The following is a 20,785-nucleotide window of genomic DNA, read 5'->3' on the forward strand; positions in this document are numbered from 1 at the left end:
AACATTATATGACAAAATTAATATCCTGGAACGTAAACGGGCTGCGCGCCTGTGTAGGAAAAGGGTTTTTAGAATATTTTAACAGCGTGGATGCAGACATTTTCTGCCTTCAGGAAACAAAGCTTCAGGAGGGGCAGATAGATCTGCCTTTGGAAGGCTATTATCAGTACTGGAATTATGCAGAGAAAAAGGGCTATTCCGGCGTGGCAATGTTTACTAAAAGTGAGCCTATTTCTGTAAAGTACGGAATCGGCCGCCAGGAGCACGACCACGAGGGGCGTGTGATTGCTGCAGAGTTTCCTAACTATTGGGTAGTTACCTGCTATACGCCAAATTCTCAGGACGGTCTGGCAAGACTGCCTTACAGAAGGACGTGGAACCAGGCCTTTTTAGAGTTTCTGAAGGAGCTGGAGGAAACAAAGCCGGTTGTATTCTGCGGAGATTTAAATGTTGCCCACAAAGAGATTGATTTGAAGAATCCGAAAACCAACAGAAAAAATGCAGGTTTTTCCGATGAGGAAAGGGAGGATTTTACCAACCTGCTGAACGCAGGTTTTATTGACAGCTTCCGCTATTTTTACCCGGATGCCGAAGGGATTTATTCCTGGTGGTCTTACAGGTTCAGCGCAAGGGCCAAAAACGCAGGCTGGCGCATCGACTATTTCTGCGTGTCAGAAGCATTAAAGGACAAGCTGGAAAAGGCAGCCATTCACACAGATATTATGGGTTCTGACCATTGCCCTGTAGAGTTGGTTTTAAGTTTATAAAATAAGTTTATAAAAGACAAAAAAGAAAGTAGAAAATACAGCTATGAGCTTAGTAACTATAGAGCATTTAACTAAGTCCTATACAGAGCGCCTGCTTTTTGACGACACAGATTTTTCTGTAGGAGAAGGGGAGAAGGTAGGTCTGATTGGAATAAACGGGACAGGTAAGTCCACTTTATTAAAAATTATTGCCGGTTTGGAAGAGCCGGATTCTGGAAATGTGGTGCGCAGAAGAAATCTGGATATACGCTTTCTGCCTCAGAATCCTCAGTTTCATCAGGGAGATACAATTCTGGAAAGTATTATCAGGGATAATCAGGGCCATTCTCATGTGTGGGATTTGGAAAGCCAGGCAAAAACCATTTTAACAAAGCTGGGAATCTGGGATTTTCAGGCTCATGTGGAAACACTTTCCGGAGGCCAGAGAAAAAGGATTGCTCTTGCCAGCGTTTTGCTGTCCACAGCAGATTTACTTGTGCTGGACGAGCCAACCAACCATTTAGACAGTGAAATGGCGGACTGGCTGGAGGATTATTTAAAGAGATTTAAAGGCGCCCTGGTAATGATTACCCATGACAGATATTTTCTGGACAGTGTGACAGAAAGAATTGTAGAGTTGGATAAGGGGAAGCTGTACAGCTATCAGGCAAATTATGAAGGCTATTTAAAGCTGAAGGCAGAGCGGATAGACAGCGCCCAGGCCACAGAACGGAAACGCCAGTCTATTTTAAAGGTGGAGCTGGAGTGGATGCAGAGAGGGGCCAGAGCCAGGTCCACAAAACAGAAGGCTCATATACAAAGATACGAGGCCCTAAGGGATCAAAAGGGACCGGAGATGGACAAAGAGGTAGAGCTGGATTCTGTTTACAGCCGCTTAGGACGCACTACAGTGGAATTGGACGGCATCTCTAAAGCATATGGGGAGAAAAAGCTGATTCAGGATTTCACCTATATTTTTCTGAAAAATGACAGGATTGGGGTTATAGGTCCAAACGGAAGCGGAAAGTCTACGTTAATGAAGATTATTGCAGGCTGGATACAGCCGGATTCCGGAACTTTGACAGTGGGACAGACTGTGAAAATGGGATATTTTTCCCAGGAAAATGAAGCCATGGATGAAAGTCTGAAGGTAATTGATTATATTAAAAACGCAGGGGAGTACGTTCAGACAAATGATGGAAGAATCAGCGCCTCTCAGATGCTGGAGCGATTTTTATTTCCTTCCAGCGTCCAATATACAGTAATCGGAAAGCTGTCAGGCGGGGAAAAGAGAAGGCTGTACCTTTTAAAAATACTGATGGAAGCGCCTAATGTGCTGCTGCTGGACGAGCCTACAAATGATTTAGACATTCAAACTCTGACTATTTTAGAGGATTATCTGGATCATTTTCAGGGAATTGTGATTACAGTATCCCACGACAGATATTTTTTAGACAGAATGGTAAACAGAATCTTTGCATTTGAGGGAGGGGGAAGCATCTCCCAATATGAAGGCGGTTTTACTGATTATCAGGCGGCCTGCCAGCTGCGGGCTGCAAAGGAAGAGGACGGCAGACAGGAGCAGAGCAGATCTAAGGAAAGTAAAGAAAATAGAAAGGCTCAGAAGCCAAAAGAGAAAAAACTGAAATTCTCCTATAAAGAGCAGAAAGAATGGGAAACCATTGAGGACGAAATAGCCGCAGTAGAGGGAAAAATAGCCGATCTGGAGCAGAAAATGGAAGAAGAGGCCAGCAATTACGGAAAATTAAATGAGTTGATGGCAGAAAAGACAGAGCAGGAAAAGATTTTGGAAGAGAAAATGGATCGGTGGATGTACCTGAATGACCTGGCGGAGCAGATTGCTGCCCAGGACTAGAAAAGGAGAGGTAGTATGGAGAGTTACAGAGTTATAGAGGATAAAAGGGCATGGTATCCTTTGGGGGTTACAGAGACGGCAGACGGGTTTCATTTTTGTGTGGACGCACAGGGGGAGAGCTGCGCCCTTGCTTTATTTCGCCCTGGGAAGGAAAGGCCTTTTCAGAAACTGGAATTTCCCAAAGACAGCCGTTTAGGAAATGTGTGGGAGATGACTGTTAAGGGCAGTGATTTTGAAGACGTAGAATATTGTTATATAGTGGACGGAGAATATTTGCCTGACCCTTATGGAAAAAGCTTTACAGGCAGGGATAAATGGGGAAGTCTGACCCAAATCAGAAAGCTTATGAAAACCCCTCTAAAGTCAGCTGCATTTAACTGGGAAGATGATAAGGGGCCGGATATTGCCTATGAAAATATGATTGTTTACCGGCTTCACACCAGGGGATTTACAAAACATATTTCATCCAGGGTAAAGGAGAGAGGCACATTTTCCGGAATTATAGAAAAGATTCCTTATATGAAGGACCTGGGGATTACTACTGTGGAGATTATGCCTCCCAACGAGTTTTTGGAGGTTATTGTTCCTGTAAGCGGGGACGGCAACCCTTACGGAAAACCGGAGCCTACAGGAAAAATAAATTACTGGGGTTATGGACCTGCATATTATTTTGCTCCAAAGGCCTCCTTCTGCGCCGGCGGGGAAAAATGCCCTGAGACAGAGTTTAAGGTATTAGTAAAGGCGCTTCATAAGGAAGGGCTGGAGATTGTAGTGGAGCTGTATTTTAACGGCTCTGAAAGTCCTGTATTTGTATTGGACGCAGTTCGTTTCTGGGCCAGGGAATACCATGTAGACGGAGTGCATTTAGTGGGATACGCTCCTGTGGAGATGATAGGGGCTGACCCTTATCTTTCCAGGCTGAAGCTGTTTGCCCCTTCCTGGGAAAACGTGCCGGGGGGAAAGGAAAAGCATCTGGCAGAGTACAACGAAGGATTTCAGAATGATATGCGCCGCCTGTTAAAGGGGGATGAGGACCAGATTAACGCTCTTATTTATCGGGTAAAGAGAAACCCTAAAGGTTATGGCGTTATAAATTATATGGCCAATACTAACGGATTTACATTAATGGATATGGTGTCCTATGACAGAAAGCACAATGAGGCTAACGGAGAGGACAACAGAGACGGAAACGACTATAATTTTAGCTGGAACTGCGGACAGGAGGGACCCAGCAGAAAGAAAAAGATCGGGGAACTGAGGAAAAAGCAAATCAGAAATGCGGTACTGCTTTTGATGCTCAGCCAGGGCACTCCTTTGATTATGGCGGGAGATGAATTTGGAAACTCCAAAAACGGAAACAACAACAGCTATTGCCAGGACAATGAGATTTCATGGTTAAACTGGGAGCTTTTAAAAAGTAATCAGGATATATGGCAATTTGTAAAATATATGATTGCTTTCAGAAAAGCTCATCCTGTTTTTCATATGGAAGAGGAGCCTAAGGTGTTGGATTATAAAGCCTGCGGATGTCCGGACATGTCTTTTCATGGGGTAAAAGCCTGGAGGCCTGAATTTGAAAATTTTCGGCGCCAGCTGGGGATTATGTACTGTGGCGATTATGGAGTTAAGGAAAACGGTGTTAAAGACGATTACTTTTTTGTAGCTTATAATATGCATTGGGAACCGCATGAATTTGCGCTGCCTAATCTGCCCAGGGAAATGTTCTGGCGTATATCAGTAAACACAGATGACAAAGCCCGCAATGGGATATATAAGGAAAGTGAAGAGCCGGCTCTCAAGGACCAGAAAAAATTTATGGTGCCTGCAAGATCAGTAATAGTTTTCAGGGGCAGAAGGAAGGAAAACATAAATTAGAAAGTGCTGTTTCCCCGGGAAATTACCAAAAAGTGATATATCGTCTTGAACGTGAAAAGATCTTATGATAAAATCGGCAGCTAACAGCTGGAGGGAGAAGGCGTTATCATCATGAAAAGTAACTACAAAGGTACAACCCTGTTGGAAATTATTGTAGCAGTTTCAATTATGACAGTTTTGGTGGGAACCAGCTGTATGGCGCTGGTAAAACTGACCGAGCATCACAGAATGGAACGGTATGTTACAGAAGCTAAAATGGTTTATAGAGCTGCAGAACTTTATGTGGAAGACACGTCATCTTGTGGATTGCTGGATGACGTGTCTTTGTATCAAGATATTTTATCCAGCGATGTGAACAGTAAGAATAATAAATTGTATCCGTATCTTAGCGGGAACTGTACAAAAGGCGCGACTCTTACGAAAATAGCAGTGAGCCGGGATAAGACAAAGCTGATTGCCATTATTTACAGTGTTGGAAAATATGAAATTGAAATCAGAAAAGGCAGATTGGATCAGATAGAAAGTATTTCTTTGAAATAGGAGGACATGTTATGGCAGAGCTGCCAAAGGACCCGTTTATTCTTCTCAGCTATATAAATACTCAGATTAGAGATCATTACTACAGCTTAAAGGAGCTGTGCCAGGTTATGAAGGTGCCGGAGGAGGAAATCAGGGAAAAGCTTAGTAATATTGGCTATGAATATGATGAGGAGACCCATAAATTTATTTGATTCACAGGAGGAATCAACATGCAGAAAAAGCATACTCGCCTCATGGATTTAATATTGTCCAGAGGTCTGGTAACTGAAGAACAGCTGGAAGAAGCCCTGGAGGAGAAAAAGGCAAAAGATATTAGCCTGGAAGAGGCGCTTGTTAGTCTGGGACTCATATCAGAAAGAGAAATGATAACTATTTTATGTCAGCAGATGAAGGTGGGGTACGCCGAGCTGCGCACAATGAAGCTGGATGAAGAGGCTGTTTACCTTATTGACGGAAAGGCGGCAAAAAAATATAATCTGATTCCTGTAGGGTTTGACGGAGAAAATAAAGATATTATTCAGGTAGCTATGGCAGATCCTATGGACTTTGCCGCTATTGATGATTTAGAGATCATTACTAATAAAAGAATTTATCCCATGCTGGCGCAAAGAGGGCAGATTGCATTTCAAATAGATAAATATTTTGGAAAGCAGTCTGTTTTGGATGTGGCGGACGAATATAAAAGAGAATATGAAACGGAAAGAGCCGCAAGAGAGATAGAGACTATAAGAAACGGGCAAAATGACGAGTCTCCTATTGTAAGAATTGTTCAGTCTATTATGGAGCAGGCGGTGCGGCAAAGAGCCAGCGACATTCATTTAGAGCCTATGAATGAGGAAATCAGGATCAGGTTCCGCATTGACGGAAATCTTATAGAAGTCATGAGATATGATATGACCATATTTCCTGCCTTAATTGCCAGGGTAAAGATTATTGCAGGGATGGACATTTCAGAAAAGAGGAAGCCTTTAGACGGAAGAACCTCCATTATGGTAGATCAGGCAGAATATGATGTGAGAGTGTCCTCTATCCCCACAGTGCACGGGGAAAAGGTGGTAATGAGGCTGGCCAATAAAGAGGGCCTGGCCAGGGATAAAAGAAGTCTGGGGCTTAGGGAAAATGAACTGAAAATATTTGAACGGATGTTAGGGACTCCCCACGGTTTAATTTTAGTTACAGGGCCCACTGGAAGCGGAAAATCTACTACCTTATATACTGCCTTAAATGAGCTGAATCAGGACCATGTAAATATTGTTACCATAGAAGATCCTGTGGAGGCGATTCTTCCTGGAATCAGTCAGATACAAGTAAACGTAAAAGCAGATATGACATTTGCCAATGCGTTAAGATCTATTTTAAGGCAGGACCCGGATATTATTATGGTAGGAGAAATCAGAGATTCAGAAACTGCAGAAATCGCGGTTCAGGCCTCTATTACAGGTCATTTGGTAGTCAGCACGCTTCACACAAACAGCACCTCGGCCAGTATAGGCAGATTAGTGAATATGGGTGTGGAGCCATATTTAATAGCAGATGCTTTAGTGGGAGTGGTGGCCCAAAGACTTTGCCGCCGCCTTTGTATATGCAAAAAGGGAAGAAAGGCCACTGTTCTGGAAAAGCAGGAGCTGGGGGCAGGCGAAGAGGAGGAGATTACAATTTATGAGCCTCACGGATGCCCTTTATGCAGCCACACAGGATATTACGGCAGAATAGGAGTTTATGAATTGATGCCAATCAGTCAGTCTCTTAGGGAGCAGATTACAAATTGTCATACGGCTTCTCTGCTGCAGGAGGCGGCTATAAAAGAGGGGATGACTACTTTAAGACAGTCGGCAGTCCGCCTTGTAAGAAAAGGAATTACATCTATTAGCGAACTACATAAAATTGCCTGCGAGGAGGATTAATATGGGCAGCTATCGTTATCATATAATCACAGCGGCAGGAAATAGAAAAAGGGGAGTGATACAGGCAGGGGACTGGGCAAAGGCTTTAGATTTGCTTACGTCTCAGGGGAGTACAGTGATCTCCCTAAACCAGGCAGGTATTTTAGACCGGGAAATCCATTTATCTCTTACCCGGAAGGTGCCGCCCAGAGATATGAGTGTGTTCTGTCTGCAGTTTGCAGCTATTATGCGGGCCGGAGTCAGCCTGACAAGAGCCCTGGAAATTCTGACAAAGCAGACAGAGAACAAGGTTTTGCAGGAGGCTCTTTACAGCGTGTGGAGGTCTGTGGAAAAGGGAGAGCCATTATCAGAGAGTATGAGAAGCTGCAATCATGTGTTTTCCGACTTATTTGTAAATTTGATTCAGGCAGGGGAAGAAAGCGGAAGGCTGGAGCTGCCTTTAAAAAGAATGGCGATTTATTATGAGAAGACTGCAAAGATACGGAGTATGATGCAGAAGGCTATGATTTATCCTGTAATTCTTATGATTGTTTCTCTTGTGGTTTTAATAGTTATGATGATATATATAGTGCCTATGTATTCAGAGATGTTTGCTCAGATGGATATGGAGCTGCCTGCATATACCAGAGCGGTGGTGTGGCTGAGCAACGGTATGGTTCATTATTGGTACTTGATTTTAGGCGGAATAGTTGTTTCCTTACTTTTCTGCCGCTGGGGATTAAAAACAGAAACAGGCAAATACTTCTATTCCCTGGGAATGTTAAAAATACCAGTGCTGGGACGGGCCAATACAAAGAACATTTGCGCCAGAATGTCCAGAAATTTAAGCTCTCTTGTTACAGCAGGAGTTCCTGTGATACAGGCCCTGAAAATTGTAACCGATACTATGGGAAATAAAGTATTTAAAAAAGCAATGATTTATTGTACTCACCAGGTGGAGGAGGGACAGCCCTTATCCAGATCTTTAAGGGAGACAGGAGTGTTCCCCGCCATGGTGCATCATATGGTGGGAATAGGGGAGGAAACAGGTGAACTGGATCATATGCTGGATCACGTGGCTTCCTATTATGAGGAAGAGGTAGAACTGGAAACTCAGAAGATCGCAGCGTTTATGGAACCCCTGATAATTATTGTTATGGCATTAATGGTTTTGGGCGTAATCGGCGCAGTATACGCTCCAATGCTATCCATGTATCAAAATGCAGGGAATTTTTAGTTTCATGGAAAAATAAATTCTGTGGAATTAGCACTAAAGAAAATTCAAAGGAGAGAGAAAATGGACAAAGGAAATAATAAAGGTTTTTCATTAATTGAACTGATTATTGCAGTGGCAATATTGGTAGTGCTGACAGGAGTTCTGGCGCCTCAAATGGTAAAATATATAGAAAAATCACGAGAGACTAAGGACATGCAGCTGTTAGACAGCATTTATGTAGCTGTCAGCACAGCTTTAATTGATGAGGAGGCATATAGTTCTTTTGTCAATATAGACAACAGTGAGAAGGAAGCTTACTCCTTGGGAAAAAATATTCTGGAGGTCTGCGAGGATGGGGATTTTGGAGCGGAAATAGAGTCTGTTTTAGGCTGTAAGGGAGAAGAAATTCATTTGTCCTCTAAGGCTGCCATAGAAAATGGGAATGAAATTTTTATAAAAATCAGGTATGATATGGGAGACAAGGGAATTTCAGACTTTAAGGTAGGAGTATATGTAGGAAGCAGCGCGGATAAACCGTCAAAATATTTTCGTGCCGGCTCTGTAGATTGATTAGGAAACAGGAGATTAAGATGTTTGCTGAAAAATTAGGACTACATATACTGATACTGCTGTTAGGATTGGCTGCAGGCAGCTGTCTGAGGGAATATATTAAGAATATTCTAAAAGAGGGGAGGACAGAGAAGGCCTGTATGCTGGTGCAGCGTCATAAACTGCCCTTTTTTTCTGGTGTTGAGATTATAAACGGTTTACTTTGGCTAAGGGTCGCGGCAATTTTTGATCTGTCCTGGGAGCTGTTTTTTTACTGCTGCGCAGTAAGCGCCCTATTGGCTCTCAGTATTATAGATTGGTATACATATGAAATCCCCGCAAGATGCAATTTTTTTCTGGCCTTAACCGGGCTTGGGATTATGTGGGCGGAAGCTATGGAAATGGGAGCCTGGTCCCAGGTAATGTGGGGGCACCTGATTGGCTCCGGAGTAATCAGCTTATTTTTATTAGGATTATTAATGGCAAGCAGGGGTAGGGCTATAGGAGGCGGCGACGTAAAGCTGATGGCTGCCGCCGGCCTTTTGCTTGGCTGGGAAAAAATTATTTTGGCTTTTTTAATAAGCTGTATTGCAGGCTCTATTGTTCATCCCTTGCTGATGAAGTGGAAGGGCAGGGGAAGAGTTCTGGCATTTGGTCCGTATTTGGCGTTTGGTATTTGGATCGCCTTAATTCATGGCAGAGAAATTATAATTTGGTATTTCAGGTATCTGTTTAGCTAGCAGGTACAGGAAAGGATAAGAAAATGAAAAATATACTGGCTGTTTCTTTTGGCAGCAAAGAGATAAGGGTAGGCGAATTCAAAAAAAGCGGGAATAAGATTATTATAAAAAAACTGGCTAAAATGGAAATTTCAGAGGATTTGGCGGATAACGGGCTGATTACAGATCCCCATGAAGGAGCCAGGGTCTTAAAAAAGATAATAAAAGAAAACGGTCTCACAGGGACAAAGGTTATTTTTTCAGTTACCTCCGGAAAAATTATGAACCGCCAGGTGACTTTGCCTTATATGAAAAAACAGTATATTGCTGAAACCATAAGGTCTAACGGAGAAAATTATTTTCCAATTGGCATCAGCCAATATGTCCTGGCTTATTTTAAGATGTCCGTTCAGGAGACAAAAAGGCAGGAGATTCCGCTGATAGCTTTAGCTGCTCCGGATCATGTAATACAGTCCTATTATGAAACAGCGGCCTTGGCCGGACTTCAAACGGTTTCTGTAGATTATTCAGGAAACAGCATTTTTCAGGCTGTCTCTGCGTATGAAGAGAAATCTCCGTTAATGGTGATTTTTGTCTCCGCCGGTCTGGCATCCTTTTCCGTTATCAGGGATTCCAGGCTGATGTTTCAAAGAAACATTTCCTGCGCCCACATACTAAAGGAACAGGAGGGCAGGGAAAACAGCGGGGAACGGACAGCATATATGGAAGGCATTGTAGACAGAATCTGGGAGTATTATATGGCTCATTTTCCTGACCAGCCGGTAGACAGCGTATTGCTTTTAGGAGAAGAAATAGAGGAATTAGGTCTGGAAAGTATATGCAGAAAGCTGAAGCTTCAGAAAAAAAGCCTGGGAATACCAGAAAGAATATGCTTGTCGGAAGGTCTTTCCATAGATGGGGAGGAATATGAAAAGTATTTGGCTGTTTTAGGAGCGGCGATACACCCTGTTGGCTTTAAGCCGGCATATATGGAGCAGGAGGAGGAAAAAAGACGGCAGACATGCCTTTATGGAGCCTTGGTGCTGGCTGCAGTATCTGTCTGCTTCATAGCAGGCGGCAGACCTTTTATTGAGCGCACAAGACTTTTAGATACTAAAAGCGCTTTAGAGAAAGAACTGCAGTCTATTTACCAGGCTGAAGAAATTTATGAGAATTTTCAAAATGGGGAAAAGCAGAAGGCGGATTTAAAGGAAATAGACAGGCTGACTAAAGAGGGCAATAAAAACCTTATAGATTTTATAGAATTACTAAAATCTGTAAGGCCTAAGGATATGACTATTTTGACCTTTGCCAGCAATGAAGGAAAAGTTTCCATCTCCGCTTTGGCGGAAAGAAAAGAATCTGTAATTGAATTTATTAATAGTTTGAAAGCCTCTCATATTGTTAGTGAAACAGATATCAGCCCCCTGTTCAGTACCTTTAGCGCAGACGGAGAGCAGCTGGTTTCTTTTTCTGTGACATGTGTTCTGGGTTCAGGCCAGGAGGATGAGAAATATATGCTGGAGGAGAACAAGGAATCAGGCCAGGAGGAAGAGGAAATTTATATTGAAGGAACGCAGCAGGAGGAGAAGGAATGAAAGGTATGGATTTCAGAGATAAAGCGGTATTCAGTTTCCTGGCCATATTGTTAATATCAGCTTTAGTATGGGCTGTTGGGATTCGTCCTGTTGAGAAATCTAATTTGCAGTTAGAAAGAGAAATTCTGGATTTGGAAAGAATGTGCGGAGAAAGAAGAAAAATTATGGACAGCAGCAGCTCCTACATAGACAGTGCCCGAGAGACAGAAAAGCAGTTTTATGAAACATTAAGCAAGTTTCCGGCTGACATCAGAAAAGAAAATCAGATCTCCCAAATTACTAAAATGGAGTATGAGCTGGGTATTGGAATAGATTCCCTGGCCTATACAAAACCCCAGGCTATTTATAAGCTAACATATGAAGCGGACAAGGAAGATCCTTATATTCTTATAGAAAGCCAGCTGCAGTTTTCTGTTAGCTGTACATATGAAACGTGGGAAAATATGCTGTGGAAACTGGATAAAGAGTGCGAGAACAGAAGAATATCTTCAGTGACATCCTCTTATGATATGGCTGGCGGAAAGGTGAGAACCGAAATTTCCCTGATAGAATACGGAATTGCCGGAGGAGGCCGTTATCTGGACCAGCCGGAGGTACAAGAAGAGGCAGGCACTGATAATATTTTCCTTCCCTCCTCTGAGGGGGGAAATTTATGAGAAAAAAAGAGGCCGGATTTACACTGATTGAAGTGCTTGTGGCAATGACCGTGCTTTCTTTGATGGCGGCCGTACTTATGCAGGTATTTCTTTTTAGCAGCCGCGTTTCCAGAAAAGCCATGATAGATGAGAGAATAATGAACCTGTCCAGGGACGGAATGGAAACAGTGAAAAATTATTCTTTATCTAATCTGGAAGAAAAGCTTTCAGATAAGGACAGTGTAAATTTAGAAATCAGCGGCCATAGCTGGACTGTTTCCAGAAAGGGAAATAAAAAGGGGCAGAATACAGGATATGTACTTGAAAGAGAGGCGGCAGAGTATTTTCCGGTGTACACTGTAAAAATAACTGCAGAATATGACGGCTATGCAGATCAGACAGAAAGCGCAGGAAGTACAGAGTATGCTAATTGTTATGAAATGCCTGAAATTTCTCAGATTGTCAGCCAATACAACGCCATAGTATCACCGGAGGACATGGTAATTTATGATCTGCTTCTGATGGAAAAAATGGAGGGAATTGAAGAACATTTAGATAATCAGAATGAACTTGAGGGGGATGTACGGCGGTATATAAATATTACATGTAATGTAGACCAAAGTAATCAGGCCCAGGTGGCTGCAGACCTGATTTATACTTTAGATCAAGGGGAAAGAAACAAGCCTGAAGAATTTAAAAGTAATATAACTACATCTGCAGTCTGCATGAAGACAAAGCTTTTAATGGAACAAAAGGAGGATGGCTCCTCTGTAAACGGGATTTATCTTTTTTTGCCTGAAGAGTTTTTATTTGACGGGATTTTTGCGGAAATGAAAGCCAATATTCCTCTGTACATAATAGCTCCTCAAAAAATAGAGAGAAGTGGATATAACAGTATTTCCGCCGGCTTTTTTAAAGCTTCAGGCCTAAGTGCAAAAGGGCTTCAGCTTTTTACTAATTTGAATATTCCAGGAAGCAGGGAACTAATAGATGTGGAGAAACCATATAACAGGCTGTATAAAATCCAGGTTACTGTAAGCAGCCAGGAGGAAAATGGGAAAGCTGGAGAAACGTTACTGAAGCTGGAATCTACAAAAAGGGAGTAAAGAATGGCAGATCTTCAAAATCCGGCAAAGCAGCCAGAAAAACAGAAAAAAGAAAATAATAAAGGTTCCGCTATGATTCTGGTGCTGGTTCTTATATCCATGATAAGTATATTAGGATTTATGAGCGTAAGCGGCGCCAGAATGAATATGAAAAGAGGGATTTTAAACAGAAGCTCTGAGAGAAATTTTTATCTGCTGGAAACAGCTTTAGACGAAATTTACTCTGGATTAGGACAGACAGCAGGGGAGTGTATGAAAAACGGTTATGAAAAGACTCTGACCTCCTTGTACTATATGCTTGCCACAAATGAGCAGGCCAATCAGGCATTTAAAGATCAAACCCAGGCGGCGCTGGAGGAAGATTTGGGAATCAGCTTTTCTGACAATGACAGTGAAGAAAAGGAAAGGCTTTCTCAAAGGCTGAAGGATTATATAGTGACTATCCCTAAAGATCAGGTGGAAATCAAAATCGGGGCCCTGGGGCCGGGACCTGTGATTGAAAATCTGCAGCTGACTTACGTAGATCAAACAACAGGAATGGAGTCTTCCTTAACTGTGGATTTAAAAGTTGAAATTCCGGAAATACAGTTTATGGGCGGAGGCAGCGGAGCGGAAGATTATGCCGTAGTGGCGGGGCAGGATTTATTGCTAAGCGGCAGCCCCTTTGACCAGATAGAAATTCAGGGAAATATTTACGGCAAAAATATTGAGGTGGACAGAACTTCCGTGAAAATGGAAAGTGAAATTATAGGGGCAAAGGAAAATCTGGCCATTAAAAATGGGGGAAGCTTGTATGCAGGTTTTTCAGAAAATGAGGAGGATGGAAAACCTGGAACTAACGAGAACTGTCATATATGGGCGGAAAATATAGAATTATTTCAGGCCGGAACCCTGGATGTGGACGGAGATGTGTTTGTAGAAAATAATATGACGCTGACTGCAGATGAAAATTACGCCGCTGTAAGAGGAGGATATTATGGCTATGGGGCCGGGGCAGGCGAGGCAGGAGCAGTCTCTACAGGTGGAGCCATAATGATAAACGGCAGACGAAACAGCATTGACTTTTTAGAAACTGACCCGATTATGCTGACAGGACGGGCTGCCGTAGAATTTCCCCACATGTATTATCCTTTGGGGGAGTCAATCGGGGTAATGGCTGCAATGGACATTTATCTGCTGCAGCAGGATCAAATTTTCCTGGATACAGATCAGGGGCTTGTGCCTGCTGAAAGTAATCCTGTTATATGGCCTGAGGGACAGGAAAAAATTATTCTGGAAATAGAAGAGCAGCAAAAGGATGGAAGTATAGTCAGGAGCATTTACCAGGCGGAAAAGAAAAATGCTGAGGGTGAACAGTCTCCCTGCTCTATTACAAAGCTTTCAGGAGACGGACAAGCCTTCCTGGAGTATATAGACGGAAGGCTGTATATATACCGGGGCTTTCAAACTCCAGAAGAGCAGACGGAATATTTTTTAAATTATGTAGAGGCAAATAAAGAAGAGTTTGAAAAAAGACTTCTGCAGGCGGAAATGGATCAGGGGCAAATATGGCTGAATAAAAAGGGACTTATACAAACAGAGGGCGCTGTGTATGAAACAGAAGCGTCAGAGGGAGAAATTCAGTTTCAGGTGGCTTCTGCCGGCTCCTATATGTGGGAGGAAGAAAAGGAGCTTTTAGAAAGATGCAGACAGTCTTTTGAAAACGTAAAGCTGCACTTGCAGGAAACAGGAGAGCCAAACAGAGACCTTAGTCTGCCTCCTTTATCTGGTTTTGTGAGAATGAAAGAGGAAAATAATCACGCCGTATGGGATGTGGAGAATTTCAAAACTTTATTTTATACAGAAGAGGACCAGAGTATTTTAATTACAGACCAGGATGTGACAGTAGATACAGATAAAAGCCTGGTTCAGGCGGGACGGCTGTACCATATGAAACAAGGGCTGATTGTCACTACAGGAAACGTTAAGGTGCGGGGAGTACAGGAGGCTAGAACATGGAAAGGTCTGATAATAGGGGCTGGCAATGTGGAAATCAGCGGAGATGTACAGATTCAGGCTGAAAGAGAAGCATATAAAGATTGTCTGGGCCTTTATGGAACCGAATATTTTTATAACAGCCAAAGTAAGAGAGAAAATCCTTTAAGCAGATATGAGGAATTTTTGATTCTGGAAAACTGGGAGAAGGGAAAGAGAATCAGTGAAGAGCAATAACAGGGGTTTTTCCCTAATCGAATTATTAGTAGTCGTGGCCATTATGGCAGTGCTGACAGGCGGATTTTTAGTAAGCCCTGCAGTAGGGAGAAAAAAGATTGTAGATACCTTTGCCCATGAGTTAGCTGGACAAATTCAGTACAGCAAACAGCTGTCCATGGCCAGGGAAGGTCAGTGGCAGATGACTGTGTATGAAAAGGACGGGGAATATTTTTGCGTCCATGAAAATAAAAAGTCAGATACATGGTCAACCTGGTCTAACGAGGAGTTTTTAGGGTACAGCGGAGAGATTTTATGCGAAAAGACTTTCCAGGATGGGATATCAGGGGAAACAGGAGTGGAAGGAGAAATTTACAGAATATATCGTTTTGACAAAAACACTGGAAGGTGTGTGGTGGGGGCTGGAACATTTACCATAAATGGATATGGGAAACAGATAGGTGTAACAGTATATGAGGAAACAGGCAGATGTGAAATTACCAGAGAAGAGTTATAAAAAGGACAATCGGGGAATCAGTTTAATTGAACTGTTGGTCAGCATGACTATTTTAGCTGTAATTGGACTTGTGGCAGGACGCTTTTTGGAGCTGTCTATACGCCTGAGCAATCGGACTGCCGTGGAGGCTGTTATACAGGAGGACAGCCAGGCAGTATTTGATTATTTTCAGGATGCCATAATGAATGCAAAAGAAATTTACCTGGAGGAAAACCAAAGCGTAATATTTTTGGCGGCAGGTACAGACAAGGTTTGGGAGGAGGATTTGGTATCAGGAGTATTGTTTTATTACAATAAAAACACAGGATGCCTATATCAAAGCAGAGATATACAGGTCAGAAGGGATGAAAGCGGAAATGCTGATCTGGAAAAACTGAAAATGCAGATAGAGAAAGAGGACTATTTAATCAGTTCCAGGCTGAAAAATGTGGAAATACTTTTAGAGAGCCAGGATACAGATGTGGACTCCGGTGAAGGCAAAAGGGAAACTGTGCATGTAGATGTCCGTCTGACCTTTCGCTATGGTGGAAGAGAGTATACATGCAGTTCAGGATTTACTACAAGAAATAAAGTAAAAATAGGGAAGCCGGCAGAGCTTCCCTAGGAATAAGCGCTTTACGCCTTGGCGCCCTCTTTTTATTGACTGGTAGATTCCTCCTCAGCTGTCCCGGCTGCAGATTCTTCCTCTGCAGACTGCTGGGAGCTTGATTCCAAGTCAGTTTCATCTGTAAGGATTTCTTTACCGTTCTCTTTGTGAGAGGTAAAAGTAGCCTGCATACTGTTTCCAGAAAGATCAGAGGCGTGAAGCACAAGGCCGGCTGAGTCCATAGTAAATGTAACAGTTGCAGAAGTTTTTTCCGTAGTAAGAGGGGCGGACTGTTCTCCCAGAGAATTTACTGCATATATAGAAGGATAATCCAGACCTGACTGGCTGTCCTCAAACTGTATAGTCAGGATTCCGCCTTCAATAGAGGAGGTTTTTACAGCTGGAGGAGTATCGTCTAAAATACTGATATGCTCAAACTGGCGGCGGGACATGCCGTTTAATCCTGTCACTAATACCTCCAGGGCGCCGTTTTTATGAATAGAAGCAACATACTGCTTCTTGCTGCCCTTTTGCAGTTCAATCTCTTCCCCTTCCATAGAGGTCTCAATAGACTTAATAGGAAGAATGGACTTTACTGTAATAGTCACAGTAGTGGATTGGTAATCATTAGTTTCCCCAACCTCAATCACCAGTTTTGGCCTGGACGTAACCAGGAAAAATATAATTAAGTTTACTACAATAAAAGGAAGAATGTAGTAAAGAAAAGTGTGGAGAAAGGAACTGGAATTTTTATAGCCATGTCCGGACGGACGTGATTTTCTCATAAATAATGCCTCCTGATTAGATGCTGTCTCCATTTAGGCACAGCAGATTTTATGCTTTTATAGCATATCAGAAAAAGAGTTTTCTTACAAGTTGTAACCACGAAATTTAATTTAATTGTAAAGTATGGAAGTTTTACTGTAAAATCAGTGTAAAATGTGATATGATAAAAGCGGTCGCAGTATAATTTGTTTGGAGCTCTGGTTTTCCAGGAAAGGAAGCGCATGATTAGAGAAGCCATTACGTTTGCAGAGAAAGCCCACGCCGGTGCAGTGAGAAAGGGGACAAAGATTCCTTATATTGTTCATCCTTTAGAAACTGCGGTGATTGTCGCCCTTATGACAGGGGACGAGGAAGTAATTGCAGCTGCTGTGCTTCACGATGTTGTAGAGGATACGCCTGTGACAGGGGAGGAGATAGCACAGCTTTTCGGTCGCAGAGTGGCTTCCCTGGTATTAGAAGAGACAGACGATAAGTCCCAGTGCTGGAAAGTGAGAAAGGCCAGAAAACTGGAGATGATCAGACACGCCTCCTTAGCCGCTAAGATGATCACTTTAGGAGACAAGCTAAGCAATATGAGAAGTACTGCCCAGGATTATCTGACTTTAGGGGACAAGCTTTGGGAGCGTTTTAATGAAAAAAATAAATCCAGCCACGGCTGGTATTACTGGGGGATGGCAGAAGGCCTGAAAGAGCTGGAGCATTATCCGGCATATCAGGAGTATGTGGAGCTGTGCCGCCTGGTATTTGGCGATCGCCCTTTTTAATCTTAAACTGCGGGTTCTCCGCTTATGAAATTCCATGACTTTTATTTGTGTACATTGAAAAGTGAATAAGAAGTGAATAAGATCAGGAAAGTTCGCCCTGTTCTCCAGGAAATAAAGGAGGCTGATAATGAAAAACAGGGTAAGGAAATGTATAAAAGGTATGAAAAATATTTTAGCAGGCAGTTTGTATCTGGCGGCTTTATTTTCCATGTCCTCAATAGGAATATTAAATAGCCAGGGCGGGGAGGAAAGTCCTGACAGCTTTTTGACAGTTTCAGAATATAGTTTTGACAAAGATCAGATACCAGAGCCAAAACAGCAGGTGGAGACGGGAGCAGGTCAGATTTACGTTTTAAAGGAATTTCAGATTTTAGAGAAAACTCTGGAACCTGATTACAGAAAAGAATCCCGCAGCTGCGCCTATAAAGGTTGTCTGCAGGAGGAAATTCCTAAAACGCTGCCTGTTCAAGTGCTGAATCAGGAAACAGGACGGGTGGGAGAAGGAAATTTAGAGCTAAAAAGCCTGGAAATCACAGGAGCAGGCGGGGAAGTAAGGCGGGAATATAAGGTTGTTGTATGTCTTGGCAAGGATCTGCCGGTGTGGGAGGGAGAAAAAGTTTTGTACAGTCAAAACGGGCTTCAGGACAATCATTTTATTGCCTGGGCAGGCCCTGCTTACTGGGAGGAAGGCCGGCTGAAACAGACTGCAGTATATGAGGGAAGAGAAGCTCTTTGGAATTATCAGGCGGTGTATGAGGGAGTGGTTAAGTTCCCGGAGACGTCTGTTTATTACAGCCAGACTTTATATGAAAAAGTGAAGGAGGAGTTTAAAGAAGCTGAGAATCTGCCAAAACAAAATAAAACAGAGCAGGAAAAAATAGAAATAAAAGAGACGGAGACAGCGGGGGAGACAGGGGAAAACAGTGAGCAAAATAACAGTGAGCAAAATAACAGTGAGCAAAATAACAGTGAGCAAAATAACAGTGAGCAAAATAACAGTGAGCAAAATAACAGTGAGCAAAATAACAGTGAGCTGTGGAACGAAAAGCTGCTTTGGCTGTGTTTGGATTCTTTTCGCATAACTGTGGCAGTACCTTTGGCGGCAATGTTTTTTCTGGCGGTCTGGTTTTTTGCTCATTTTTGGAAAGGCAAGAAAAAGTAGAAATGAAAGGTGATTTGTGTTATACTAGGAACACTTAATATGTGGCAGAACGGTTTATAACGGGCAGTAGGGAGGATTTTTCATGGCAGCCTGCAGGACTTTAAAAATCAGCAGCAGAAGATATCTGGGAAGCAAGTATAAACTGCTTCCTTTTATTCAGAGAATTGTGGAAGAGGAATGTAAAAATATTCATGTAATGGTAGACATTTTTTCGGGAACAGGGGTGGTGGCCTCTGCATTTCAGGGGAAAATGACAGTGACAAATGACATTCTCTACAGCAATTACATCTGTAATCTGGCGTGGCTGGGCCCGGAGACCTACCGGGAGGAGGTTATAAGAAAGCTGGTAGAAGAATATAACTCCCTGGACGGAAATGAAGAGAACTATATGACAGAGAACTTTGCAGATACTTATTTCAGCAGACAGGACTGTGGGAAGATTGGCCATATCCGGGAGGATATTGAGGCAAAGTTTAAAGCAGGACAAATTAATGAAAGAGAACGGGCCATTCTGATTACTTCACTTTTGTACGCCATGGATAAAATCGCCAACACCTGCGGTCACTACGACGCATACAGAAAAGGGGTTAAATTTGAAAAGTCATTAGAGCTGCTTCTGCCTCTTCCTGAAAAACACAACAATGAAAATAACAAGTGTTTTAACAGTGACGCCAATGAGCTGGTGAGAGAAATAGAGGCGGATTTAGTTTATATTGATCCGCCCTATAATTCCAGACAGTACTGCGACACATATCATCTTCTGGAGAATGTGGCCCGCTGGGAGAAGCCGGAGGTGGAGGGGGTAGCCAGAAAAATGGACAGGACTGCCTTAAAAAGTGATTACTGTACCTCCAACGCGGCCAAGGCATTTGAAGATTTGGTGGACAATATTCAGGCCAGATATATTTTACTGTCCTATAATAATATGGCCGGCAAGGGCAATGAAAGGTCTAACGCCAAGATCACGGATCAGGATATTTTGCGGATTCTGGGAAAAAAGGGGGAGGTTCAAGTATTTTCTGAAAGCTACAAGGCCTTCAGCGCCGGAAAGTCCCGGATTTCAGGAAATGAGGAACGGCTGTTTCTCTGCAAATGTTTTGAGAAAAAGAAGGAATATATACAGTCTCCCATGAATTATATTGGGGGAAAATATAAGCTTCTGCCTCAAATCCTGCCCCATTTCCCGTCAGATATGAAGGTGCTTGTGGATTTATTTTGCGGCGGCTGCAATGTGGGAATCAACGCAGACTGCAAAAAGGTGATTTTTAATGATAGTAACAGCCGTCTGATTCAGCTGTACAGGGAATTTAAAAAGCGGGACAAGGAAGAAATATTTAATTACATAGAGAAAACCATTAGTCACTACTGCCTTTCTAAAAGCAGTGAATACGGGTATGACAGATATGGCTGTGCAAGCAGCACAGGTCTGGGATCTTACAATAAGGAAAAATATTTACAGCTAAGATCAGATTTTAACAGCAGGCAGCAGGACAGTCCTGATTATTATTTGATGATGTATGTGCTGTTGATTTATTCCTTTAATAATCAGCTGCGCTTTAACCAGGCGGGGGAGTTTAATCTGCCAGTGGGAAAAAGGGACTTTAATGCCAGAATGGAAAAAAAGCTGTCCAGATTTCTGCACAGGATTAAAAACAGAGATTACACTTATGTGAATATGGATTTCCGAAGATTCCCCTTAGAGGACATGGAAAAGGGCAGTTTTATTTACGCCGACCCGCCCTATTTAATTACATGCGCTACATATAACGAGCGGTCAGGCTGGGGAGAACAGGATGAGAGGGAGCTTCTGGAGTTTCTGGACAGGGCGCATAAGCTGGGGCTGAAGTTTGCCCTATCAAATGTAATAAGCAGCAAGGGAAGGAAAAATGCCCTTCTGCTTCAATGGACAAAACAGAATAAGGACAAGTATAAGGTGATCCATTTAGACTACCACTACGCCAACTCCAACTATCACACAAAGGACAGGGCAAAAAAAGCGGACGAGGTGCTGGTAATCAACTACTAAAGGGGGAGCAG

Annotated in this window: 19 protein-coding genes; 18 read left to right on the top strand and 1 reads right to left on the bottom strand. The window is 42.7% G+C overall.

Annotated features, from left to right (window positions below):
- Window positions 1–8 precede the first annotated feature (8 nt).
- From C1A07_RS10060 to C1A07_RS10130, 15 genes are all read left to right on the top strand, one after another.
- On the top strand, window positions 9–767 hold the full coding sequence (locus tag C1A07_RS10060) for an exodeoxyribonuclease III (RefSeq protein ID WP_101876986.1): 759 nt from the start codon (window positions 9–11) through the stop codon (window positions 765–767).
- A 43-nt stretch (window positions 768–810) separates the two neighbouring features.
- A complete protein-coding gene (locus C1A07_RS10065; RefSeq protein ID WP_101876987.1) occupies window positions 811–2,622 on the top strand; it encodes an ABC-F family ATP-binding cassette domain-containing protein in 1,812 nt (603 codons plus the stop codon).
- 15 nt (window positions 2,623–2,637) lie between these two features.
- Window positions 2,638–4,497 carry an alpha-amylase gene (locus C1A07_RS10070; protein ID WP_101876988.1) on the top strand — a complete coding sequence of 620 codons (1,860 nt, stop codon included), beginning with the start codon at window positions 2,638–2,640 and terminating at the stop codon, window positions 4,495–4,497.
- Between the two features lie 111 nt (window positions 4,498–4,608).
- Window positions 4,609–5,037, top strand: coding sequence for a hypothetical protein (locus C1A07_RS10075; RefSeq protein ID WP_101876989.1), 429 nt, complete (start codon window positions 4,609–4,611; stop codon window positions 5,035–5,037).
- 11 nt (window positions 5,038–5,048) lie between these two features.
- A complete protein-coding gene (locus C1A07_RS10080; RefSeq protein ID WP_101876990.1) occupies window positions 5,049–5,228 on the top strand; it encodes a DUF4250 domain-containing protein in 180 nt (59 codons plus the stop codon).
- A gap of 18 nt (window positions 5,229–5,246) precedes the next feature.
- Window positions 5,247–6,941, top strand: a complete 1,695-nt coding sequence (locus tag C1A07_RS10085; RefSeq protein WP_101876991.1) for a GspE/PulE family protein — start codon at window positions 5,247–5,249, stop codon at window positions 6,939–6,941.
- Window position 6,942: 1 nt separating this feature from the next.
- A complete protein-coding gene (locus C1A07_RS10090) occupies window positions 6,943–8,157 on the top strand; it encodes a type II secretion system F family protein (RefSeq protein WP_101876992.1) in 1,215 nt (404 codons plus the stop codon).
- A 60-nt stretch (window positions 8,158–8,217) separates the two neighbouring features.
- Complete coding sequence (locus C1A07_RS10095) at window positions 8,218–8,706, top strand: type IV pilin protein (protein WP_101876993.1); 489 nt, start codon at window positions 8,218–8,220, stop codon at window positions 8,704–8,706.
- A gap of 20 nt (window positions 8,707–8,726) precedes the next feature.
- Window positions 8,727–9,425 (top strand): prepilin peptidase, encoded by a 699-nt coding sequence (locus C1A07_RS10100; RefSeq protein WP_101876994.1) that lies wholly within the window; start codon window positions 8,727–8,729, stop codon window positions 9,423–9,425.
- 23 nt (window positions 9,426–9,448) lie between these two features.
- The gene (gene pilM, locus C1A07_RS10105; protein WP_101876995.1) at window positions 9,449–11,002 is read left to right on the top strand and encodes a pilus assembly protein PilM; all 1,554 of its coding nucleotides are present in this window, start codon (window positions 9,449–9,451) and stop codon (window positions 11,000–11,002) included.
- Window positions 10,999–11,658, top strand: a complete 660-nt coding sequence (locus tag C1A07_RS10110; protein WP_101876996.1) for a hypothetical protein — start codon at window positions 10,999–11,001, stop codon at window positions 11,656–11,658. The genes pilM and C1A07_RS10110 overlap by 4 nt, the downstream gene beginning before the upstream one ends.
- Entirely contained in the window at window positions 11,655–12,743 is a 1,089-nt protein-coding gene (locus tag C1A07_RS10115) for a type IV pilus modification PilV family protein (protein WP_101876997.1), read from the top strand. Before C1A07_RS10110 ends, C1A07_RS10115 begins: the two co-directional genes overlap by 4 nt.
- A 3-nt stretch (window positions 12,744–12,746) precedes the next feature.
- Window positions 12,747–14,954: a hypothetical protein gene (locus C1A07_RS10120; protein ID WP_101876998.1), complete on the top strand. Its 2,208-nt coding sequence runs from the start codon at window positions 12,747–12,749 to the stop codon at window positions 14,952–14,954.
- A complete protein-coding gene (locus C1A07_RS10125; RefSeq protein ID WP_101876999.1) occupies window positions 14,941–15,450 on the top strand; it encodes a prepilin-type N-terminal cleavage/methylation domain-containing protein in 510 nt (169 codons plus the stop codon). The genes C1A07_RS10120 and C1A07_RS10125 overlap by 14 nt, the downstream gene beginning before the upstream one ends.
- Window positions 15,407–16,054 carry a PulJ/GspJ family protein gene (locus C1A07_RS10130; protein WP_101877000.1) on the top strand — a complete coding sequence of 216 codons (648 nt, stop codon included), beginning with the start codon at window positions 15,407–15,409 and terminating at the stop codon, window positions 16,052–16,054. Before C1A07_RS10125 ends, C1A07_RS10130 begins: the two co-directional genes overlap by 44 nt.
- Before the next feature lie 32 nt (window positions 16,055–16,086).
- Here C1A07_RS10130 and C1A07_RS10135 read toward each other — a convergent pair whose 3' ends face one another.
- Window positions 16,087–16,821, bottom strand: a complete 735-nt coding sequence (locus C1A07_RS10135; RefSeq protein WP_101877001.1) for a hypothetical protein — start codon at window positions 16,819–16,821, stop codon at window positions 16,087–16,089.
- 222 nt (window positions 16,822–17,043) lie between these two features.
- Here C1A07_RS10135 and C1A07_RS10140 point away from each other — a divergent pair, with 222 nt between their 5' ends.
- From C1A07_RS10140 to C1A07_RS10150, 3 genes are all read left to right on the top strand, one after another.
- The gene (locus C1A07_RS10140) at window positions 17,044–17,586 is read left to right on the top strand and encodes an HD domain-containing protein (protein WP_101877002.1); all 543 of its coding nucleotides are present in this window, start codon (window positions 17,044–17,046) and stop codon (window positions 17,584–17,586) included.
- 127 nt (window positions 17,587–17,713) lie between these two features.
- Window positions 17,714–18,748, top strand: a complete 1,035-nt coding sequence (locus tag C1A07_RS10145; protein WP_101877003.1) for a hypothetical protein — start codon at window positions 17,714–17,716, stop codon at window positions 18,746–18,748.
- 82 nt (window positions 18,749–18,830) lie between these two features.
- Entirely contained in the window at window positions 18,831–20,774 is a 1,944-nt protein-coding gene (locus C1A07_RS10150; RefSeq protein ID WP_101877004.1) for a Dam family site-specific DNA-(adenine-N6)-methyltransferase, read from the top strand.
- Window positions 20,775–20,785 lie beyond the last annotated feature (11 nt).

Source organism: Lachnoclostridium edouardi, assembly GCF_900240245.1.
GTDB classification, from domain to species: Bacteria; Bacillota; Clostridia; order Lachnospirales; family Lachnospiraceae; genus Lachnoclostridium_A; species Lachnoclostridium_A edouardi.